14 protein-coding genes are annotated in these 18654 nt (G+C 43.3%); 7 read left to right on the forward strand and 7 right to left on the reverse strand.

The genetic code is table 11. The features are described from left to right. Positions 1 to 320: 320 nt before the first annotated feature. From JWG45_RS16830 to JWG45_RS16845, 4 genes are all read right to left on the reverse strand, one after another. Positions 321 to 1451 carry an aromatic ring-hydroxylating oxygenase subunit alpha gene (locus tag JWG45_RS16830; RefSeq protein WP_205280788.1) on the reverse strand — a complete coding sequence of 377 codons (1131 nt, stop codon included), beginning with the start codon at positions 1449 to 1451 and terminating at the stop codon, positions 321 to 323. A gap of 235 nt (positions 1452 to 1686) precedes the next feature. After that, a complete protein-coding gene (locus tag JWG45_RS16835; protein ID WP_205280789.1) occupies positions 1687 to 2676 on the reverse strand; it encodes an IPT/TIG domain-containing protein in 990 nt (329 codons plus the stop codon). Between the two features lie 181 nt (positions 2677 to 2857). Beyond that, positions 2858 to 3664 carry an HET-C-related protein gene (locus JWG45_RS16840; protein ID WP_205280790.1) on the reverse strand — a complete coding sequence of 269 codons (807 nt, stop codon included), beginning with the start codon at positions 3662 to 3664 and terminating at the stop codon, positions 2858 to 2860. Positions 3665 to 3880: 216 nt separating this feature from the next. Beyond that, positions 3881 to 4342, reverse strand: coding sequence for a DUF2721 domain-containing protein (locus JWG45_RS16845; protein ID WP_205280849.1), 462 nt, complete (start codon positions 4340 to 4342; stop codon positions 3881 to 3883). 826 nt (positions 4343 to 5168) lie between these two features. On the opposite strand from JWG45_RS16845, the gene JWG45_RS16850 reads away from it, so the two are divergent. After that, positions 5169 to 7085: a sulfatase-like hydrolase/transferase gene (locus JWG45_RS16850; protein WP_205280791.1), complete on the forward strand. Its 1917-nt coding sequence runs from the start codon at positions 5169 to 5171 to the stop codon at positions 7083 to 7085. Positions 7086 to 7434: 349 nt separating this feature from the next. On the opposite strand, the gene JWG45_RS16855 is transcribed toward JWG45_RS16850, so the two are convergent. After that, positions 7435 to 9411, reverse strand: coding sequence for an LTA synthase family protein (locus JWG45_RS16855; RefSeq protein ID WP_205280792.1), 1977 nt, complete (start codon positions 9409 to 9411; stop codon positions 7435 to 7437). 346 nt (positions 9412 to 9757) lie between these two features. On the opposite strand from JWG45_RS16855, the gene JWG45_RS16860 reads away from it, so the two are divergent. The 6 genes from JWG45_RS16860 (at position 9758) to JWG45_RS16885 (ending at position 15763) form a co-directional block, all read left to right on the forward strand. Beyond that, on the forward strand, positions 9758 to 10477 hold the full coding sequence (locus JWG45_RS16860; RefSeq protein ID WP_205280793.1) for a TetR/AcrR family transcriptional regulator: 720 nt from the start codon (positions 9758 to 9760) through the stop codon (positions 10475 to 10477). Between the two features lie 17 nt (positions 10478 to 10494). After that, a complete protein-coding gene (locus tag JWG45_RS16865; protein WP_205280794.1) occupies positions 10495 to 11310 on the forward strand; it encodes a secretion protein HlyD in 816 nt (271 codons plus the stop codon). After that, the gene (locus JWG45_RS16870) at positions 11310 to 12548 is read left to right on the forward strand and encodes an ABC transporter permease (protein ID WP_205280795.1); all 1239 of its coding nucleotides are present in this window, start codon (positions 11310 to 11312) and stop codon (positions 12546 to 12548) included. Before JWG45_RS16865 ends, JWG45_RS16870 begins: the two co-directional genes overlap by 1 nt. A 2-nt stretch (positions 12549 to 12550) precedes the next feature. Further along, positions 12551 to 13267 carry an ABC transporter ATP-binding protein gene (locus tag JWG45_RS16875; RefSeq protein WP_205280796.1) on the forward strand — a complete coding sequence of 239 codons (717 nt, stop codon included), beginning with the start codon at positions 12551 to 12553 and terminating at the stop codon, positions 13265 to 13267. A 62-nt stretch (positions 13268 to 13329) separates the two neighbouring features. Continuing rightward, positions 13330 to 14550: a hypothetical protein gene (locus JWG45_RS16880; protein ID WP_205280797.1), complete on the forward strand. Its 1221-nt coding sequence runs from the start codon at positions 13330 to 13332 to the stop codon at positions 14548 to 14550. 823 nt (positions 14551 to 15373) lie between these two features. Continuing rightward, entirely contained in the window at positions 15374 to 15763 is a 390-nt protein-coding gene (locus JWG45_RS16885; RefSeq protein WP_205280798.1) for a hypothetical protein, read from the forward strand. 817 nt (positions 15764 to 16580) lie between these two features. Here JWG45_RS16885 and JWG45_RS16890 read toward each other — a convergent pair. Together JWG45_RS16890 and JWG45_RS16895 are read right to left on the reverse strand one after the other, a co-directional pair. Further along, complete coding sequence (locus tag JWG45_RS16890; protein ID WP_205280799.1) at positions 16581 to 17438, reverse strand: A24 family peptidase; 858 nt, start codon at positions 17436 to 17438, stop codon at positions 16581 to 16583. Beyond that, positions 17422 to 18534: a pyridoxal phosphate-dependent aminotransferase gene (locus JWG45_RS16895; protein ID WP_205280800.1), complete on the reverse strand. Its 1113-nt coding sequence runs from the start codon at positions 18532 to 18534 to the stop codon at positions 17422 to 17424. The genes JWG45_RS16890 and JWG45_RS16895 overlap by 17 nt, the downstream gene beginning before the upstream one ends. Positions 18535 to 18654 lie beyond the last annotated feature (120 nt).

The following is an 18654-nucleotide window of genomic DNA, read 5'->3' on the forward strand; positions in this document are numbered from 1 at the left end:
AAAAACCGGATCCTTTCGCAAGGAAGGATCCGGGGTGTTAGGTCACGCTACTTTTTCTGTGTTCAAAATCTCAAAAAAGCCCGGTAAGAAATTGCCGGGCTTTTTTATTTCAGAAAATAGTTTTCGAGATTGGAAGATTGGATCCGAGGTTTTTTTAAGCGTAACAGGCTCTTCTAAAAGTAGGGTCCAGAGAAAGAGTGTTCTTTCGGCGATTCAAATTCATAAAGAAAGTTCGAAACAAAATGGACGAGCAGACACGAAAAGGCTTCTCTCGAAACCGAAAGAAGGCAAGGATTGTAAGAGAGTTCACCATTCTGATTTTATTTCTCGCCTTCTAAGGACCGATGAAAATGAAAGATACCCGGCTCCCAAGAACTCGGAAAGATAAAACCTTCTCTTTTTAATCCGAATTGAATTTCTTCCGCTAACGCCAAATCCTCCGAGATCGTACGAAAAAAGAACTCCGAGTTAAAATCCCAGTGAGGAGTCATCCTTGGAGTTTTCGATTTTTGTGGGATGAGAATGGCTTGTGTGCAGACAGTCTTTTCTCTGGAGATCGGTTGAAAATGAATCATTGCGAAATGGTCCCTAAAGATTACAAGAAGAGTAGAAGGAAATAAAAAATAGGTGATGATTAGATCTTTTCTCGTGGGCGGGGAAGCATTCTCAAAGGAACGATTCGGGATTAAAATCCTTCCATGTTCACCGATTGGATCGAAGATAGAAGCGTTTTTCGGAATCACTGCTGCCACCGAGCTCTTATGGACGGTGGAGATGTGATAAGATTCCAGAAAAATCTCCACACCGACTTTCCAGTTGTAATTCCCTTCCGTGATTTTGATTTCATAGGGAACATACGAGTCGAACTCGAAATTTTTCAATTCTCGAAAAACAGGCTCCAACCGGTCGAGTGCGTTTTTTTGAAAACCTACGAACAGAATTCCCGCAAAGTCGCGAATCGGCAATTCTCGAAGTCCTCTTTCCGGAACCTTACAATCGGAAGTGAGTAATTTTCCGTCGAGGGCATAGGTCCAACTGTGATAAGGACAAACAATTTTTTTTAAGAGACCTTCCTTTTTTGCAGAAAGCAATCTTGTTCCTCGATGTATGCAGGAATTATAATATGCTCTCAGAGCGTTTTTTTCGTCCCGCAAAACGATGAGTTCCCGGTCCCGAATCCTACAAACGAGGTGATCTCCGGGAGATCGAACTTGGTCTTGAAAACCGGCAACCGCCGCTCTTTCCTCGAAAAGAATCAATTCGGAAGAATAAATTTTCTCGTCCAGATAAAACTCGGTCTTGAGCATCGGGCGATTTTTGGCACGGAGAGAATCGATTGCGGAGACTTCAGGAGTTCCTGTTTGACTCTGTTTCAGAATTCGTTCTAAAACATCGGACGAGAATGGTAGAGCCTTGGGTCTGACTAATTCTGCGGTTTCTTTTTCGAACATCAAAGGGACCTCGATTTACTGAAGAGGATGCGAATTTACGAATAAAATAACATTCTACTATTCTAAAATTGTCTCCGTATTTTCAAGATTGTGTCAAATTTGACCGAAAGCCGAGTGGCGAAAGCTCGCTTATTGTTTTTCGGGAATTTAATTATAAGAAAGAGGCGTTTTCGTTTGGTTGAAGAAGAACGGTTTTCGAATATTCGAGGACCGTTCTTTCGGAGGATTTTGAGGATCAAAGAGATTGGAAAATAGCTTTGCTTGGATTCGGTGAATCGAAACCTTCCTGTGTACAAGTTTGTTCCGCATACATAGGATCGAATCCGAATCCGTCTATGGAATAATAGCTCCTCGTAGTCAGACCGGAGGAGGACGGATAGGTGCATCGTCCCGTTCTCCCAGTCGCGATGGATGCGGCATTTACGGTATTACACCCTGCGGCGACGTTAGCGGTCGTTCCCGTTCCCATATAATCGTAACACCTTCTTTGGCTATCTATTTCATTGAAAGTGGAAGCAGGGGTAATTTGCCCGTTGGCAATGTGAGTTTTAAAGTTGGTAGCGACCGCGCCGGAAATGAATTTAATCTGAACGATATAAGTCCCCGCGGCCAGATGGACCTTTTCAAATTCGGAATCGATCGCCGTCCCTGTTGCGAGCACGGTAGGAACGGAAGACGGAGAAGTATAGTAGTATAGATCCAAATTCGCGCCTATATATCCGAAGATATTGACGATATGGTCCCCGGTTACGGGTGTTGTGAAAGTGTAAAAACTGCTTACGTCTTTGGAGGAGACTCTGCCGATCAGAGCGTTCGGTTGATTGAGAGCGACCACGGGTGCGGGTCGATAACGGATCGTTTTCGAAAGAATGTTCGAACCGGATCTAGAAATAACGATTGGAACCGACTTGTTCTCCGATATATCGGAAAGTGTCGGCATCGTGAAAGTAAGCGTATTCGAATTTACTAAATTGATTCCCGTCGCTCCGACTCCGTTAATCGTAACCGAATACTGAGAGGAGATTCCTGAGAATTCATTTCCCGTAATCGTCGTTGTACTGCCGGGGATTCCAAGTTCGGGATAAAAGTCGGCACCGGTTTCCGAATTCAGGACGGTAAACATGGAAATTAGGGAAGTCGTATCGTCGTCGGATCCGCCTTTTTTGCAGGCGGAAAGGAGAAACAAAAGAGTGGCCGCCTCAATCAATACGATCATTTTTTTCATTTCAAAACCCCTTCTCGATATTCACCGTGTAAACGGTGATCGATCACAATGTATCATAGAAAGTATTTTGAGCGAACTTCGGAAACTACGTAGAAAATTCGGTTCTATTCGCGCTTCTACGGATTGATCGGAGACAAAAGAGGAATTCTTGCCGTTTAGAAATCGATTCTCTCGGAGGACGTTATTCGGTTCTCATTCGGAACGTTGTGTTGTTGCAGGAAAAGCTCGCCTTTTTTGGAATCAGGCAAAGTCTCAGATTTTTATGATTCTTATGATAGGCATCGACTAAATACTGAGTCGTGTGTTCCACTGCGTGTAATCCCGACCATTCGTGCAGATTGACGTTCGGATTGTTCGGCACCGGATTCCCACCGCGAAGACTTTTTTCAGAATCCTTATTGAGACAAAGATGTGTGGCAAACGGTTGAAAGGATTTCATCTCATCAAAGGAGAGGCTCAGGCATTCAAGCGCTTCTTCCTCGTGATGAATGACCGGGGTTAGATCGTAGTAGCCGGTTTGGATCTCGGGTTTGGAAAGAAGGAGCCAAGGTTCCTCCAATGGAGCGATCGCGATTTGATCGGGATGATTTTCCGCCCAATTGCTGTGGGCGTAAAAATCCTGAATGATATGAGTCGCGTGACCCATGTATCGCATCGAGTCCGAAAAAAGCGCCGCCTTCTCCGATTTCGATTTTAGGTTTCCGAGTTCGATTCCACATCCGAAGAGATTGTTGTCATCACAGTGAAAACTTGCTTCCTCCATAAACTCAGAGTCGGAACGTAGATTTCCCTGAACGATCATTTCTTGGCAATCCGCGCGGATTTCATAACCGGTTTTTTCGGTAAAATCTCGAAACGATTCTTTAAGAATTCGAATATGATTGAAAGATCCCGCCGGTCCGAATGCGTTTAGCGAAACCGAGGGCAGGATATCCAAGAACAAGAATAAAAACGGCAATAGGCCTGTGATGGAAAGGATTCGTTTCATTTTGGTAAGTAACTGCTTACTTTCTTTTTAGACCCCCTGGTTTTGAAAAGTTCGAAATATTTTTAGATAAAAAATCGCGAGGTGAAAATTTTTAGAAAAGGGACGGAATTTTTTGAGCAGGGAGACGCTGATTCTTAAATGGGGAGGGATTGAAAAAAAAGGAAACGCGGAATCTTTCCGATTCCAGCGCCGGATCTGATCGAATCGAGGTTTCGGTTAAGAAGAAGAATCGGAATCGGGGATTTTGCTCCCTAAAAATTCCGTGAGATCGATGAGACCCTTGATAAATTTCAAATTATAACGACTCTCATAAAGAAGAAAGATCGTTGCGATAAAAAGAAAAACACCACCCAAAAGTGCGGTCAAAGTTGCAAACCAGGAATACTCCTGAGAAAGGGCCTGAGAAAACGCGAAACCAAGGCTCGAGAGTACAAAAAGGGAAGTTGCCGTGTATAAAAACGCCATCGATCTCTGGATTAGAATGGCGCGGATCCTTTGGATTCGGAGTTGCGTTTTGAGACTTTCCATTCTTTCGGAAGGGAAGAGTAGTTTTCCGGAAAGAACACCTTCGACCTCGGCTTTTAGGAGATTGACCCGATCGAAGATTCTTCCCAAACGGTTCGCTGTTGAGAAAATTAAGCTGGCGCAAGCGGTAATCATCACTGCAGGAGTGATCATCCCAGTGAGGATGCTCGTATTGGAAAGGGATTCAAAGAACACAATCAATCCTTACCTGCTTAGGCTATTTTGTCCATTCGATTTGGTCGCGGCTTTGAACGCTAGATTGGGGAAAAAAGAATCCTCGCTCTTTTTTTTAAATGAGAACAGATCCCAAAACCGGAAGAAAGGAAACTTTTCAGTATTCAGTAAACTTCATGTAAAACGTCGGAGATCCGGCAAATTCTAACCCGGAAGTGGCTTTTGAATTTTCAAACGGAATTTTATTTTGAAACCTTGGAGTTCCTACATTTTCCGGTTTTGGGAAAAACTCTGAAATCAGAACCTCCTTTTTTGAAACCGTCTTTCCTCTGTTCTATGGCAAATCCGTTGTTTATCATTCTTTCTCTTTTTGGAATTTTAGAGAAGAATTCGATGGGTTCCAAAGCGGAAGCTCCGAACCTCGCGAGATTGGGAAGAATTTTGTGCAAAAATAAGAGCCCTTTCCATTCTATAAAAAGAAAAAAAGGAAATGGATTCACGAAACTTGAAAAGAAAGCCGAATTCTTTTTTCTAAAAAAAAGGAAGTTTCCTGGAAGCTCTTTCTAAAAACGTTGAGAATGATTTTTATAAAATCCTACATTCTATATAAAATCGGATGCGAATTCTGATTTGTGGGTTATTTTTCTCATTTGCGGGGAAAAAAACTTGATTTGTAGAGGCATTCTAAAAATAAACAAGTAAGCAGTTGCTTACTATAATACACCAGAAAAGGCTTTTGGACTTTGTCCGGAAGAAATAGAAAAATTCCTTTTTTCGGGTTTCGATCAAGAACGGGGTGGTCTCTTTGTTTTCACTTTTCAAAAAGAAATGGAACGTTTTCGTTTCCGATTTCCAATTCAAAATCGTTACGATTTTTATTCTTCCATCGCTCATCCTTCTGTCGGATTTAATCATCCGTTGGAAAATCGTAAGTCAAATGGAAAGGCTCCAGTGGTCTTATTACCTTCTTTCCTTTTTCTATTCGATATTGATCTATTCGTTTCTTCTTTTGACCCTCAATCTTTTTCTTTCTTTTTCGAAAAAACGTTATTACTGGGGTTTTCTCGTTTATATAAGTCTCGGATACACGATCTGTATCGTCGGCTCTTACGGTTATTATTTGTATTCCGGAATCATGCCGAACTTTTTCGTATTCTCTTATATGTTTCAGGAACCTTTCAACAGTTGGACCATCTTTAGAGGAGGGTTAACGTTCGGGAGTTTGATCGGGTTTATTCTTCTTTTTTTATTCTTATTCGTAACCCTAAAGATTGCGTCCTCGTTCCAAAAACCTTCTCGTTTTTTAAAAAGCAGGTTCGCTTCCTTGGCCGTCGTGATTCTTCTTTTTGCGGCTTTTTTTCACAACAACACCCGATTTAACGATCAAATCTATGTTTCCGATGCAAATTCCATTTCGTTTATCAATCGTAATCTCTATAATATCCTGACCGGTGATAGACTCGGCTCCGCCGGATTGCAGTCCCGAAATAAACCTTTTTTAAATCCAAGCTCCAATTCTCCTAAAATGAATCTGCTCGTAATCTTGAGCGAAAGTCTGAGAAGAAAGAATATGGGACTTTACGGATACGAAAGGGACACGACGCCCTTTCTGGATCGTTGGTCTAAAAATTCGGGAAACGGTTCCGTGGTCGTTTTTAAGAATGCGTTTTCGAATTCGAGTTCAACATTGATTTCGGTTCCGAGTCTGTTGTCCGGGGTTTCTCCGATTCAACCCGTGTCTTTAACACATAGCGCTCCTTTATTTTGGGAATACGGGCAAGCGGCCGGCCTTTCCACGTTTTACATTTCCAGTCATAGCTTTCGTTGGAATAACTTTTCCGGCTTTTTTAAGAATGCGGGGATCGACTTTTTATGGAACAAAGAGATCAGCGGTTATAGCGTTTTTAACGATATCGGAATCGACGATCGTAAAACGGTGGAAGAGTTTCAACTTCATGTGAAAGATCTTAAGAAAAAAAAACGGAACTTTGCGGGTGTTCTCCATCTGAACACAAATCACTTTCCTTATATCATCCCGGAAGAATCGATTGTTTTTCCGATCGGAAAGGATGCGTACGCTCCTTATGACAACTCGGTTCATTATCTGGACGAACTTTTGCGGAACGTATTTCAATTTTTACAGCAAGAGGAACTTACTAAGAATACGTTAGTGATCTTTACTTCCGATCACGGAGAGGGTATTTTTGAACACGATTATATCGGTCATATCGAGAGCAATCATATCGAGACGGTCGCAATTCCGATGGTTTTTTTCGTTCCGGATTCTTTAAAAAAAACGGTCCCTATAGATCGTCTGAAAAAAAACGCTGAAAGAAACGTTTCCAATACGGATTTGATTCCCACTGTTGCAGATATATTAGAAGTTTCTAATCAACCTGAGGTAAAAGGTTATCTTTCCAAGTTGGAAGGCCGTTCCCTTTTTTCCAATCTTCCGGACGATCGCCGTATCTTTATAGCCAACAATAACGAAACATCCCTCTATAGAGTCGGGATGAGTTATATTCAAGGGAATCTTCACTACATGTTGCGTTTAAACGCGTTCCCGCCCGACGAGGAAGCTTACGACATTCAAGTGGATCCCAATGAGAAAAATAATCTCTGGTCGAGTTTTAGTTCGGAAAAGAAAAAGGAAATCCGCAAACAACTGGAGGCCTGTAGTCTCTGTCAGGATTTGTATTCCACTTCGGGAATCAAACTCTGACTTGCAGGGGGAATTTTGATTCTTCTTTGCGAAAGTTTTTGAAACGTTTTGAAAACGTCTGCTTAACCTTTGTCGATTTTTTTGGAAGGAAGAAAATTATTTCCGGCAAAGTTTTTCCGGAAATAATCGTTCGCAGTCGGATCTTTCGTTTTGTTCCCTCACAAAACGGGAAGGGCTTTCGACATTTCGGGATCCTCTCGTATCGCTTTCTGAAAGCGCAAAAGTTAGGATTGTAAAACCCCCGCCGAAAAGGGAACATACACCTGAAGCCACGACACTCGCGTTCTTTGGAGGGAATCCTACATGGATTTAAAAGAACGGTCCTATCTTTTTTTCGTTTTGAGCGGCTCTAAGGTTTGATTTCTCGGATCAGTTCCGTTTCGGAAGGAAAGACTACGTTTCTGTTTAATAAGTCGTAACTCAAATTGAGATAGGCCTTCGCTTTTTTGCTCATCTCCTCACAAACGGTCGGATCTTTTTCGCAGAAATTATTTTTTTCCCGAGGTGGAAGGATATTGTAAGAAAGATCTTCCTTCCCGTCGAAAAATCTCAGATAAAAATGTTCGTTCTCGATCCAGCCGAAGAGATTCCCATAAGCGAAATATGCGGTTTTGGATCTTCCGGGAGCAAGAAGGTTTCTACCCATCGCAGAAAACGCGACCTTTTTTCCTACGAGTCCGAGGATGGTTGGAATTACGTCCAGCTGCGAAGCGATAGTTTCGTCTAACGCAGGCGCGATTCTTCCGGGCGCGTAGATCAAAAACGGTACGTTTCTATCCTCGTAATAATCCAGATAACGGTGATGAGTATGATCCGCGACAAAGACAAAAATCGTATTCTTAAAATAACCGGATTTCTCGGCTTGTGTGATAAAGTTATGAACGGCCCAGTCAGCGTAGTTGTAGACGTTGAGAAAATCGTAGTCTCTGGTTTCGGGTCCGAAAATTCTAAACCTCTCGGAAGGAGTTCGGTACGGGTAGTGGGTCGTGAGGGTCAGCGCAAGTCCCAAAATCGGTTTTTTAGACGCTGAGATTCGTTCATGCAATAACTGTAATACGTCTGCGTCGTCGTAACCCCAGGCTCCGAGTTTAAATCTTCCGAGTTTAGTGATTTCCTTTTCTCCCATCACGGTATCAAAACCCCAATGAGGCATGAGTGTACTTTTGTTATCAAAACTTAAGTCCCCTCCGGTAACAAAAAAAGTCTCGTAACCCATTCTTTTGAAGATACTTCCGATTCCGGAAAAATTTCCGAGCACCTGATGGGTTCTAACCACGGTCAACCCCGGACGATCGGGGATTCCCGTAAGAATCGACATCATTCCGTTTGTAGTTCTTCCACCGGACGCGATGAATCGATTGTAAAATCTTCCTTTTTTTAGGAGTTGGTTGAAGTGCGGGGCCACTTCCTTTCCGTCTACGAGTCCGTCGGAAATCGGTCTTATGAATTTGCCCGTCCAATTCTCGAGCATAATCAAAACGATGTTAGGTGGAGTGCCCGCTCTGGTTTCTTTTTGAACTCTTAGGATTGGATACTTCTCGCTTACGAATTCCGCTCCCGGATAATCAATTTCTTTTCGAACTATCTTGACCGCTTCTTCCGTTTCTAATTTTAAGAACTTAGGAATCGACTGGCTTTTCAAATCCATGATCGAAGTGAAAACTCCGTTTAACGCGATGTTGTTGACGAAGTTGTTTCCGGAGACGATTGCATTCGTTGCACGGATCGGAGATTCCTGAATTCCCCCGCGGATCGCTATGATCGTAAGAACCAATACGATTCCTATGTGAGCTCCGTATGTTTTCCAAGATTCTCTTTTGTATTCGTAAGGATTGTATTTGAGAAAAAGCCAGGTCGAAAGCGGAAGAAAAATCAGTAAGAATCCGATTCCTATGATAAACGTAGTCGTGTTTTGTTCCAGCGCGGATTTGAGAATCACTCCCAAATCTTTTCCGATAAAAACAAAACCTTCGTAACCGATGTGTTTGTTCGCGTTTTCAAAGTAGATGATATCGGCGATCAAATGTGCGATCATCCAAATTCCCAAAAGAATCGGGGTGTAACCCCAAAAAAAACGATACACTTTGAAACGATTCAAAAACGGAAGAACCGAAAGGAACGCAAAAACTCCGAGGGTCATTCCGATCACCGCAAAGTCGAATCGAAAACCCAAAAAAAACGCGACCGCAATCTCGTCCAAAGGAACTCCATGCAATCGATACCAATAAACCGATAAAAACGCGATCTTGTATAAGAGTAATATGACTGCGAAGTAGACGACGTAGCTAAAAATCAATTTGAGATGAGTGGGGATTTTTGGAAACATTCTGACTCTTTTATTTTTTTCTCGGATGCGGGATCGAAACGATGTTCAAGGAGCCGAACCCGATTCTTATCATAAGAGAAACGGAGGCAGGCGCTCAAGTCAAAAACGAAAGAAAAGAATCACGATGCTTCTATTACAAATCTCTTACGAGAGAAGTCCGAAACTTTCCTAACTGCGGACTTTTTTTGGGACGCGGTTCCAGGTTTGAATGGATTTAAAAATTCAGTTTGTGAACCCGAACTCGTCCGATTCTTACGTTTGCATTTTTGAAAGAAAACTTCGGATCGTTCGTTCCGGGCTTGACAAAAAAGTAACTTTGTCAATTATGAGTGAGTAATCACTCACCATGAAAGAAATTAGAGAAAATATAGAGCTGAACCCGGTTTGGCCGGAGGGCCAGAAAAAGATCTTTTTGGCTGCGATGGAAATTTTTGCAGAAAAGGGTTTTTCGGCGACAACGACGATCGAAATTGCAAAGAAGGCCGGTGTCGCGGAAGGGCTGATCTTCAAACACTTTAAGAATAAGAAAGAACTTCTTTTGAGTCTTGCGATGCCGATTTTGGAAAGTTTTATCGCGCCCCTGACTCTGAAGCGGTTGAAGGTCGTTTTTTCCCAAGACTATGCAACTCTGGAAGAATTCCTGCGAGCGGTTTTTGAAGAGAGAATCGCTTTTATCCGAAACAATAAAAATCTCATTCGCATCATCGTTCAAGAAGCGATGATCTCACCTGAAATTCGTTCGATCTTAGAAAGGGTTTTCAAACAAAAACTCGCTCCCTTGATCGTGGAACGTCTGAAGGCGTTTCAAGACAAGGGGCTCATCAAAGACATTCCGGTTTCTTCAGCATTTCGTCTCATCGCTACAAACCTTTCCGGTTACATTCTTCTTACCGAAATATTCTTTCAGCCGGAAGAAGATTGGGACGGAGAGGCGGAGTTAAAAAGGACCATCGATTTTATCGCGGCCGGACTCGCGCCTCATAACGCGGTCTCTCCGATTGCAAGACCAAAAGCGAAAAAAAAGAAAACGATCCCTAAAACTTCAAAGAAGAAGAAAAAAAAGTAAGTTGGAGTTAGTTGAGAATGAACGTGATCGTAAGAACACTCAGATCCTTGGTGAAAATTTATAAATCTTTACGCCTTCCGTATCGAATTCTTTTTATCGTTCTTCCCTTTTTTGCTTTGGTTTTGATTTTACAATTTAGAAACAAACCGAAAACGGAGGACGTCGCCGTCGTAGGTCCGATATCGGAAAAAGCCTACGGATTGGGAACCGTCCATTCCTTGGATACGTTTCGATTTCGAGTTGGGGTTCCCACAAAAGTAACCAAGGTTTTTGTTTTGGAAGGAGACGAAGTCTTTCCGGGCCAGAGTCTTTTGCAGTTGGAAGGTCTTACCACAGTTCGATCTCCGATTCGAGGAATCGTTTCGGATATCGGTTATCACGAGGGAGAGGTCGCGTTTCAAACGATGCAAGCCGTAGAGGTTTTGGGAGTCGGGGCGAAATACCTCGTCGTGGCTCTGGACGAACAGATTCTTCTTTCGATAAAAAAGGGACAGTCGGCGCTCATCCGCTTTGAAGGAAAACCGAATGAAGTCGTCCAAGGCAAGGTTCAAGGAACCTTTTCTCACGCGGGGCAATTTTTTGCGAGGATCGAAGCCGCCCGTTTTCCGGAAGGAGTTCTTCCGGGAATGACCGCAGACGTTGCGATCGAAATCGGCAAACGGGAAGACGCGCTTTTGCTCCCTCGGAAATACGAAAAGAAACAGAAAATTAGAATATTCAGAAACGGTAAAACGTCGGTCGTTTCCTTTAGGCCGGGGCTCAGGTCCGAACGATATATAGAAGTCATAGAAGGGGACGTCCTACCGGGAGATCGACTCTCCGAGGCGCCCTGATGTTGTTTATCGCCCTTCGGCAGATGCTCGTCCGAGGGAAGCAGACCTTGACGACTCTTTCCGGAATCGTTTTGGGAACCGCTGCGTTTATCATCATCTCCGGGGTTTTGCTCGGATTTCGAGGATATCTCATCGATCAATTGATCAACGCGGACTGCCACGTTCGAATTTCGCCCAGACAAGAAATCATTCAGGCCAATTCTATGGACGATCTTTTTCCCAACGAAAACGTGTTCTGGCTTTCTCCTCCTTCCGGTAAACGAGGATCCACTCATTTGAACCAGGCGAGTCTCTGGTATGAAAGGTTGGATCGAGACCCGGAAGTGGAGGCCTATTCTCCGCAGGTAAGCGGAAGGATCTTTCTCTATTCCGGTTCCAATCAAGAAGCCGGTAAGATCGTAGGCATCAGCCCTTCGAGACAGATTTTAATCACTCCTCTCGCGGATTACATTACGGAAGGAAGTGTAGAATCCCTTGCTGCCGGAAACAGGCTCATTCTGGGAGAAGGGCTTTCTAAACTTTTGGGACTGAGTTTGAACAAAACGGTCTGGATCACCGCGGGGTTGCAGGAAAAAACTCCGTTTCGTATTTCCGGAATTTTCCGTTCCGGAAACAAGGCCTTGGACGACAGCATCGCCTATGGACTGTTATCCGAAGTTCAACAGTTGACGGGACAATCCGGAATGATTACGGACATTGCGGTTCGTCTAAAGGACGTAAATCAATCTATACAGAAAGCCGTGGAGTGGAGGAAGATCGGAGACGAAAAAATTCAAAGCTGGCAGGAAGCAAATTCTAGTTTTTTCGCGATCTTTAAGTTGCAGGACGCGATCCGGTATTCGATGACCGCGGCGATTCTTGTGGTGGCAGGATTCGGAATATACAATATTTTGAATGTAATTATCAACCAAAAGAAAAGAGAAATCGCCATTCTTCGTTCGATTGGATTTCGACCCAAAGAAGTTCTTATGATCTTTTTGATGCAGGGAATGATTCTCGGCATCGTTGGTGGAATCATAGGACTCATCGTTGGATTTTTAGTCTGCTTGAGAATCGAATCCCTTCCGTTTTCAAATCCCTTATTTTCGGCGGGAGCGAGTTCGATGGTGGTTTCCTTTGCGCCCTCCATCTACTTTCAAGCCTTTTTACAATCAATGGTCGCCACATTGATTGCGAGTTGGATTCCGGCGAGGTCCGCGGGAAAACTTTCTCCGATCGAGATCATAAGAGGAGAATAAGAATGCAGGCCGCAGTTCAAAATGGAATCTCCGTTTTCAATCTTCAGAAGATGTTTGGAAATTCGGAAATCATCAAAGGGGTTAGCCTCGATATCCAAGAAGGAGATTATGTTTCTCTCACCGGAAAGTCCGGCTCCGGAAAGAGCACACTTCTTTATATGATCAGTTCTTTGGATCCTCCGAGTCTGGGTGCGATTCATATCGACGGAAAAGATATTTATCGGATGGACGAAGAGGAAATCCACGAGTTTCGAAACAAAAGAATGGGTTTTATCTTTCAATTTCACTATCTACTTCCCGAGTTTACTGCCCTCGAAAACGTTTTGATGCCCGCGAGAAAGGCCGGCCTTTTGAATGAACATCAAAGTTATGCGGAACACCTTCTTGAAGAATTCGATCTGAAAGATAGGATGGACTATCGAATCAACCGACTTTCCGGAGGTCAGGCCCAAAGGGTAGCGATCGCCCGTGCGCTTGTGATGAGCCCTAAGTATATCTTTGCGGACGAACCCACGGGAGCCTTGGACTCGGCGAACACCAAAGTGGTGATGAATATTCTTGCGAAGGTGAATGAGGAGAGAAAAACCACGATCGTCGTGGTGACACACGATCCGGATTTTGCGGCGAGGGCCAAAAGGCAGATCCATCTCGTGGATGGAAGAATCGTTTCCGGCAAGGAATGGGAGGCAATCCAGAAGGTTTCGAAAGGAGGACGTTGATTATTTGAATTTGAGAAAGTTTTGAGATAGGCCGTACGGAAGCGATATTAAATTCTACTACCATGCTATGGAAGTTTCCTAAATTTAAGTCGGGCCAACTGAGGAGATGGGAATATCTGCTCCCCACGGGATCCGCGAAGGAAACCGAACAAACGGCGAAGAGAATCATCAGCGATTCTTATCTTCCGAAAATGTCTACGCCGTTTCTCAAAGTTCTACCCGGGAAGATTCTGCTCGAGAATGCGAACTTTCGTCAGGCTCTTGAACTTTTGGTAAGAATTCCTTGGGTTCGAGATTTTAGACTTAACTTGGGGATGTATCCCTTAAAACGTTCTTTTGATTTTAAAGAATTCGAAAACTCTCTTCGTAAGTCGGAGGTTCTTCCGCCGGATTGGGATCTTCAGTTTCATCCTCAGGTCAAGGGCGCAACCGAATGGACTCCGGAAGATCTACGAAGACTCTGGGAAACGGAACATACCAATCCGACGAACGGAAAAAGGACGACCGAACTCAGCGCGATGATCATGGACGACGAGATTGTGATGAACGTGAGTCTCGCGGGAGAACCTCTCAATCAAAGAGGTAAGTTCAAACCTCTTTCTAAGTCGGCTCCGATCCGGGAAGACCTCGCGAGATTTTTGATTCAGAGAATGCACAAGATTCTTCCGAACCCGGACGCTGTTTTTGTTCCTTTTGCGGGGACTGGAACCCTTATCAGAGAATCGGTGGATTCTATTTTTGGAGTCGGCTTTCCTCATTATCAGAGAACTTTTTTGTTTCAAGAGATGGGTGAATTCCCCGAGTCCACTTGGGAATTTCTAAAAAAGAAAACTCTAAAACCTCCGGGTAAAAATCCGATCGCGGTCTGGTGGAACGAACTGAACGAAGAAACGTTTCAATACACGCAGAAAAGAATGGCTCAATATCAAACTTTTCTAAAGGACTCGGCGATCCTGGACTTGGTTTCGATGCAGGAATGGCAGGGAGATTTTTTTGCAGGTTCTCCAAAAGATATCTGGGAAAGTGTCGGGAAGCCGAAACGAATCTGGATGCCCCTCAATCCTCCTTACGGTCTGAGAATGGAGACGGGAGCGACTAACGCGTTCTACAAAAAGTTGGGTGAAAAACTCAAACTTTGGTGGGAACTCCCCGTGGAAATCAGCGGATTGATTCTTTGTCCGGACGAAGATTCTTGGTCCATTCTCAATCGGAATATGGGAATCAAGACCGATACGATCCACGTGACTCACGGCGGTGTGGATCTGAGGGTTGTTTATTTTTAGAAAAAAAAATTCGAAAGAGATAAACTTCCATTTTAAGAATTCTCCATCAACTTTTCGCAAAAGTTAAGGTTTGACAAAGGGGCTCATCCGAAAGGGTTTTCATCGCTTTTCAAAACCGCATCACGTAAAAAGATAAGATCTTTTTCTTCCAAAAATCATTCTTCGATTTTTTGTATTGGAACGGATTCTAAACTTTTCAGAGACAAGTTTTTTCGTTCCTTCTTTCTGGAGAACGAAGGCGTTCCTGTTTTTTAAAAATGGCAACGAGGTCGAGGTCGGACTTCTAAAAACCGTTTCTTAACGAAGTATTCCCCCGATACGATTGTCGCTTCTTTTGGCTTACAGAAAGAGTTTTTTAAAGGTTACAGAGAATGGTAAAATTCTTAAAAAATTTCGCGAGAATCTACGAAAACTTCATCTAAAACTTTCTCAAATCATATTAGAAAAAAGTAACCTTTTTGAACGAAGAAGCGAAGAGGCATTCGAGAACACAAATAAGCTCTGAATTATAAGTAGGGATTTGAATTCGCTTCGATTTATTTTTTGGGAATTCGATCCTTATCTTTTCTTTCAAACGCGGATGGGAAAGGGCGTAAGATCGAACCGAAAGATTCTTCCTGTATTCTTAATTTTATTTTGAACAAAAATATTGTTCTTTACAGATTTTTGAGTCAATGACGTAAGATTTATGACATATTTTGATTAAATATGTCCTCTGTGTCTTGAGGAATGAAAGAGGCGGTTTCGTCTTACGCGAAGATTTCCAGAGGGGTTGTCGTGTTCTACCGAAAAAGAAATCGGAAACTTTTGAGAGGAGTTGGTTATGATCGGAATCTGGGGAGCTGAATCCAGTTTATTCTTATACGTGCTCGTGGGTGCGACATTCTTTGTGTTTGCGCTTCCGATGTTTTTAGTGCCTCTTCGTTGGGCCGCCGTTTTGGGTTGGGAAATTCCGGCTCAAGGAAACTTGTCCATTTATTACGGTCGTTGTCTCGCGAGCGTGATGAGCGTTCTTTGTTATATGGGTTTTGTGGCGGCAGGAGATCGAACGGTGCAGCCGTTTTACTTCAATATTCTTCTGGGATGTTTTGGCTTGATGGTTCTCGTCCACGCGTATGGAGGAATTCGAAGGATTCAACCCCTCAGCGAAACGATTGAGACGGGTTTTTGGTTGATTCTCTTTTTTTGCGGACTCTTTTTTTATCCGATCTAATCGGCTTTGTGCATCTGATTCCGACAAAATTGCTTTTTAGAGAATGGTCTGCGGTCGGACTTCAAAGCTCGCTCTCGAGAATTTCCCGATTCCTCACTGTGAGATTGAATTTTTTTAGAAGGCTGTCGGAACTACGACGGCTCTTCCGTGAAACTCGCGGGCCCCACCCTGATTGGGCGGAGGAGGCGGGCTCGTGGGAAAACTCGGGAGACTTTCCTCTATCACAAAATTGCGCTTCTTGCAAGTAAGATTCCTCTCGTCGGAACTACGACGGCTCTTCTGTGAAACTCGCGGGCCCCACCCTGATTGGGTGGAGGAGGCGGGCTCGCGGGAAAACTCGGGAGACTTTCCTCTATCACAAAATCGCGCTTCTTGCAAGTAAAATTCCTTTCGTCGGAACTACGACAAGATCTTCTGTGAAACTCGCGCGGCCCCACCCTGATTGGGTGGAGGAGGCGGGCTCGTGGGAAAACTCTGGAGACTTTCCTCTATCACAAAATTGTGCTTCTTGCAAGTAAAATTCCTTTCGTCGGAACTACGACAAGGATCCTTATCGTTCCAATGCCCTCCTTAGGCTTGCGGATAGAAATTTACTTATCACGAAGAGATTCGGTTCTCAAAAGATGGAAGCAAGAAGGAATCCTCATTTTAATTCGGTCTCAGTGAAAAGTTTCGCTCAAAAAAGAGGTCGTCTTAGGAAGGGAAAATTGGAGTGGATTGATAAATTAGAATATTCTAAAATTCAAATACTTAGATTTGATATCTGTGTTTTTTTCTAAAGACCCATCACCGGTCCTTCGAATGTTCTCCGATTTTTTTATTGCGGGTTCTGGTCCAAAAGATCGGAAAAGATCGGAATCAAAAAGAGCTCCGATTCAAAAAGGATCTTACCAAAAAAAGTTAGAACTGTACCTAAGGCAAAATACAAACCCATCGGAATCGGAGTTTTTCGAAGGTTTTCCCCTTTTTTACGAAGTGCGACCGTAAACAAAACCGCAGGAATATAAGAGGCGTTTAAAAAAAACATCCACCAGGGATGACCGGCGATCATCGCAAGAACCGGTGCAAAGAGAACGTCTCCAAAACCGATTCCACCCGGAAAGAAAAAAAACAAGATCAGAAACGCGGCAAAAAAACCTCCGAAGACAAAGACCTCGTTCCAACCAGGGAGTTTGCCGTTCAAAAGATAAACTGCGGTCAAACCGAAGAATACAATCCAAGGAAGATTCTCATAGTCCAAAGAGAAATGATACGCATCGGTCAGACAGGAAATCAGAAGATGCCCGCATAAAAACAAAAAGACAAAACTGAAAGCTGGATTTTGGGTAAGAACAAAACAAAAAACAAAGATAGAAAAAAAAGAAAATTCAACCAGAGGAAAGATCACACGGATCGGCTTTTTACATTCTTTGCATTTTCCTTTTGTAATCAGATATCCAACCACGGGAAGAAGTTCCGGATAACGGATTTCCTTTCCGCAATAATCGCAAGCGCTCGGAGAAGTGAAAATCTGTTTCCACTTCTCTCGAAAAGAAAGGGACTTTCTCTTTTTACCGTAATAGTATTCTAAGATTCGATAACCGAGGGTGACGTAAAAACTTCCCAAGGAAGCCGCGCCGAAACTTCCGAATCCCAAAAAGATCCAGAAGCTCAACGGATCAAGCGAGTGAAACAAGCGCGGAAATTCCCTTCTTCAAATTATCCCATTCGGAAGCAAAGCTGATCCGAATGTAATTTTTAGAATCGGCAAAGATATAACCCGGAACCAAGATCAATTCCTTCTCTTTGATGGCTCTTAGGATAAAATCATCGTCCTTTTCTTTGATCTTGATAAAGAAGTAGAATGCGCCTTCGCTCTTTTCCACTTCGTAGTGATCTTTCAAAGAATCGTAGACGAAGTCCCTTTTTTCTTTGTAGTCTGCTATGTAGGAACTCATATCCGTTTTGAGTGCTTCGATTCCCATCCACTGAGTGACCGAAGGAGCGCAGACGATCGTGTATTGTTGCAGAGTCGTTAAGGCTTTTGTAATGGGTTCCGGCGCGAGAATGGAGGACAGACGGAGTCCAGTCATACTGTAAGTTTTGGAAAAACCGGAAAGAGTGATTGTCTTCTCGTAAAATGAACCGGCCGAAATAAACTTCTTATCATAATCAAAGAGTTCGTAGATCTCATCCGAAATCAAATAGGCTCCGGTTTTCTCGGCGAGTTCCGCAAGTGCTTCCAATTGTTTTCTGGAAAGAATTTTACCGGTAGGATTGGAAGGAGAAGAATAGATGATGATCTTCAGTTTTTTATTGGAGAATTCCTTTAGATCTTCCGGTTCAAAGGATTGATGCACCGTGTTCATCTTTCCCCCGTAGATCTTGATGTACGCGGGATACATCAAAAAGTGAGGCGTAACTACGAGACATTCGTCTCCTTCGTTTAACAACGCGTTGAATAAGAGTAAGAATGCGGAGCTGATTCCGGAAGTGACCAAAATTCTTTCGGGTGTCGCGTAGGAGATACCGTTAGTCGTCTTGTATTTTTCCGCAAGCGCCGAACGAAGTTCCGGAATTCCTCCCGTGAGAGTATAAGCCGTTTTCCCGTCTCTGAGCGCCTTACAACCTGCTTCGATAATATTTGCGGGACAAGGGAAATGTGGCTGACCGATGGAAAGATTGATCGGATTTTTTAAACTTCCCGCGAGTTCGAACGCTTTGCGGATCGCGGAAGTGTCGAGGCCTTGGATTCGATTTGCTAAAACATATTCTAATGGATTCTGACTCATACTAGATCCTTTTTGAAATTTCCATCCGAGAGAACCAGTGGAAAACTGTCTCATCAAAAGAATCATCTCGAAAAGTTGATTTGGTAGTCAAACAATTCAAACCGTTCAAAATATAATTTC

Origin of the sequence: Leptospira ainlahdjerensis (genome assembly GCF_016919175.1) — a bacterium.
GTDB lineage: Bacteria > Spirochaetota > Leptospiria > Leptospirales > Leptospiraceae > Leptospira > Leptospira ainlahdjerensis.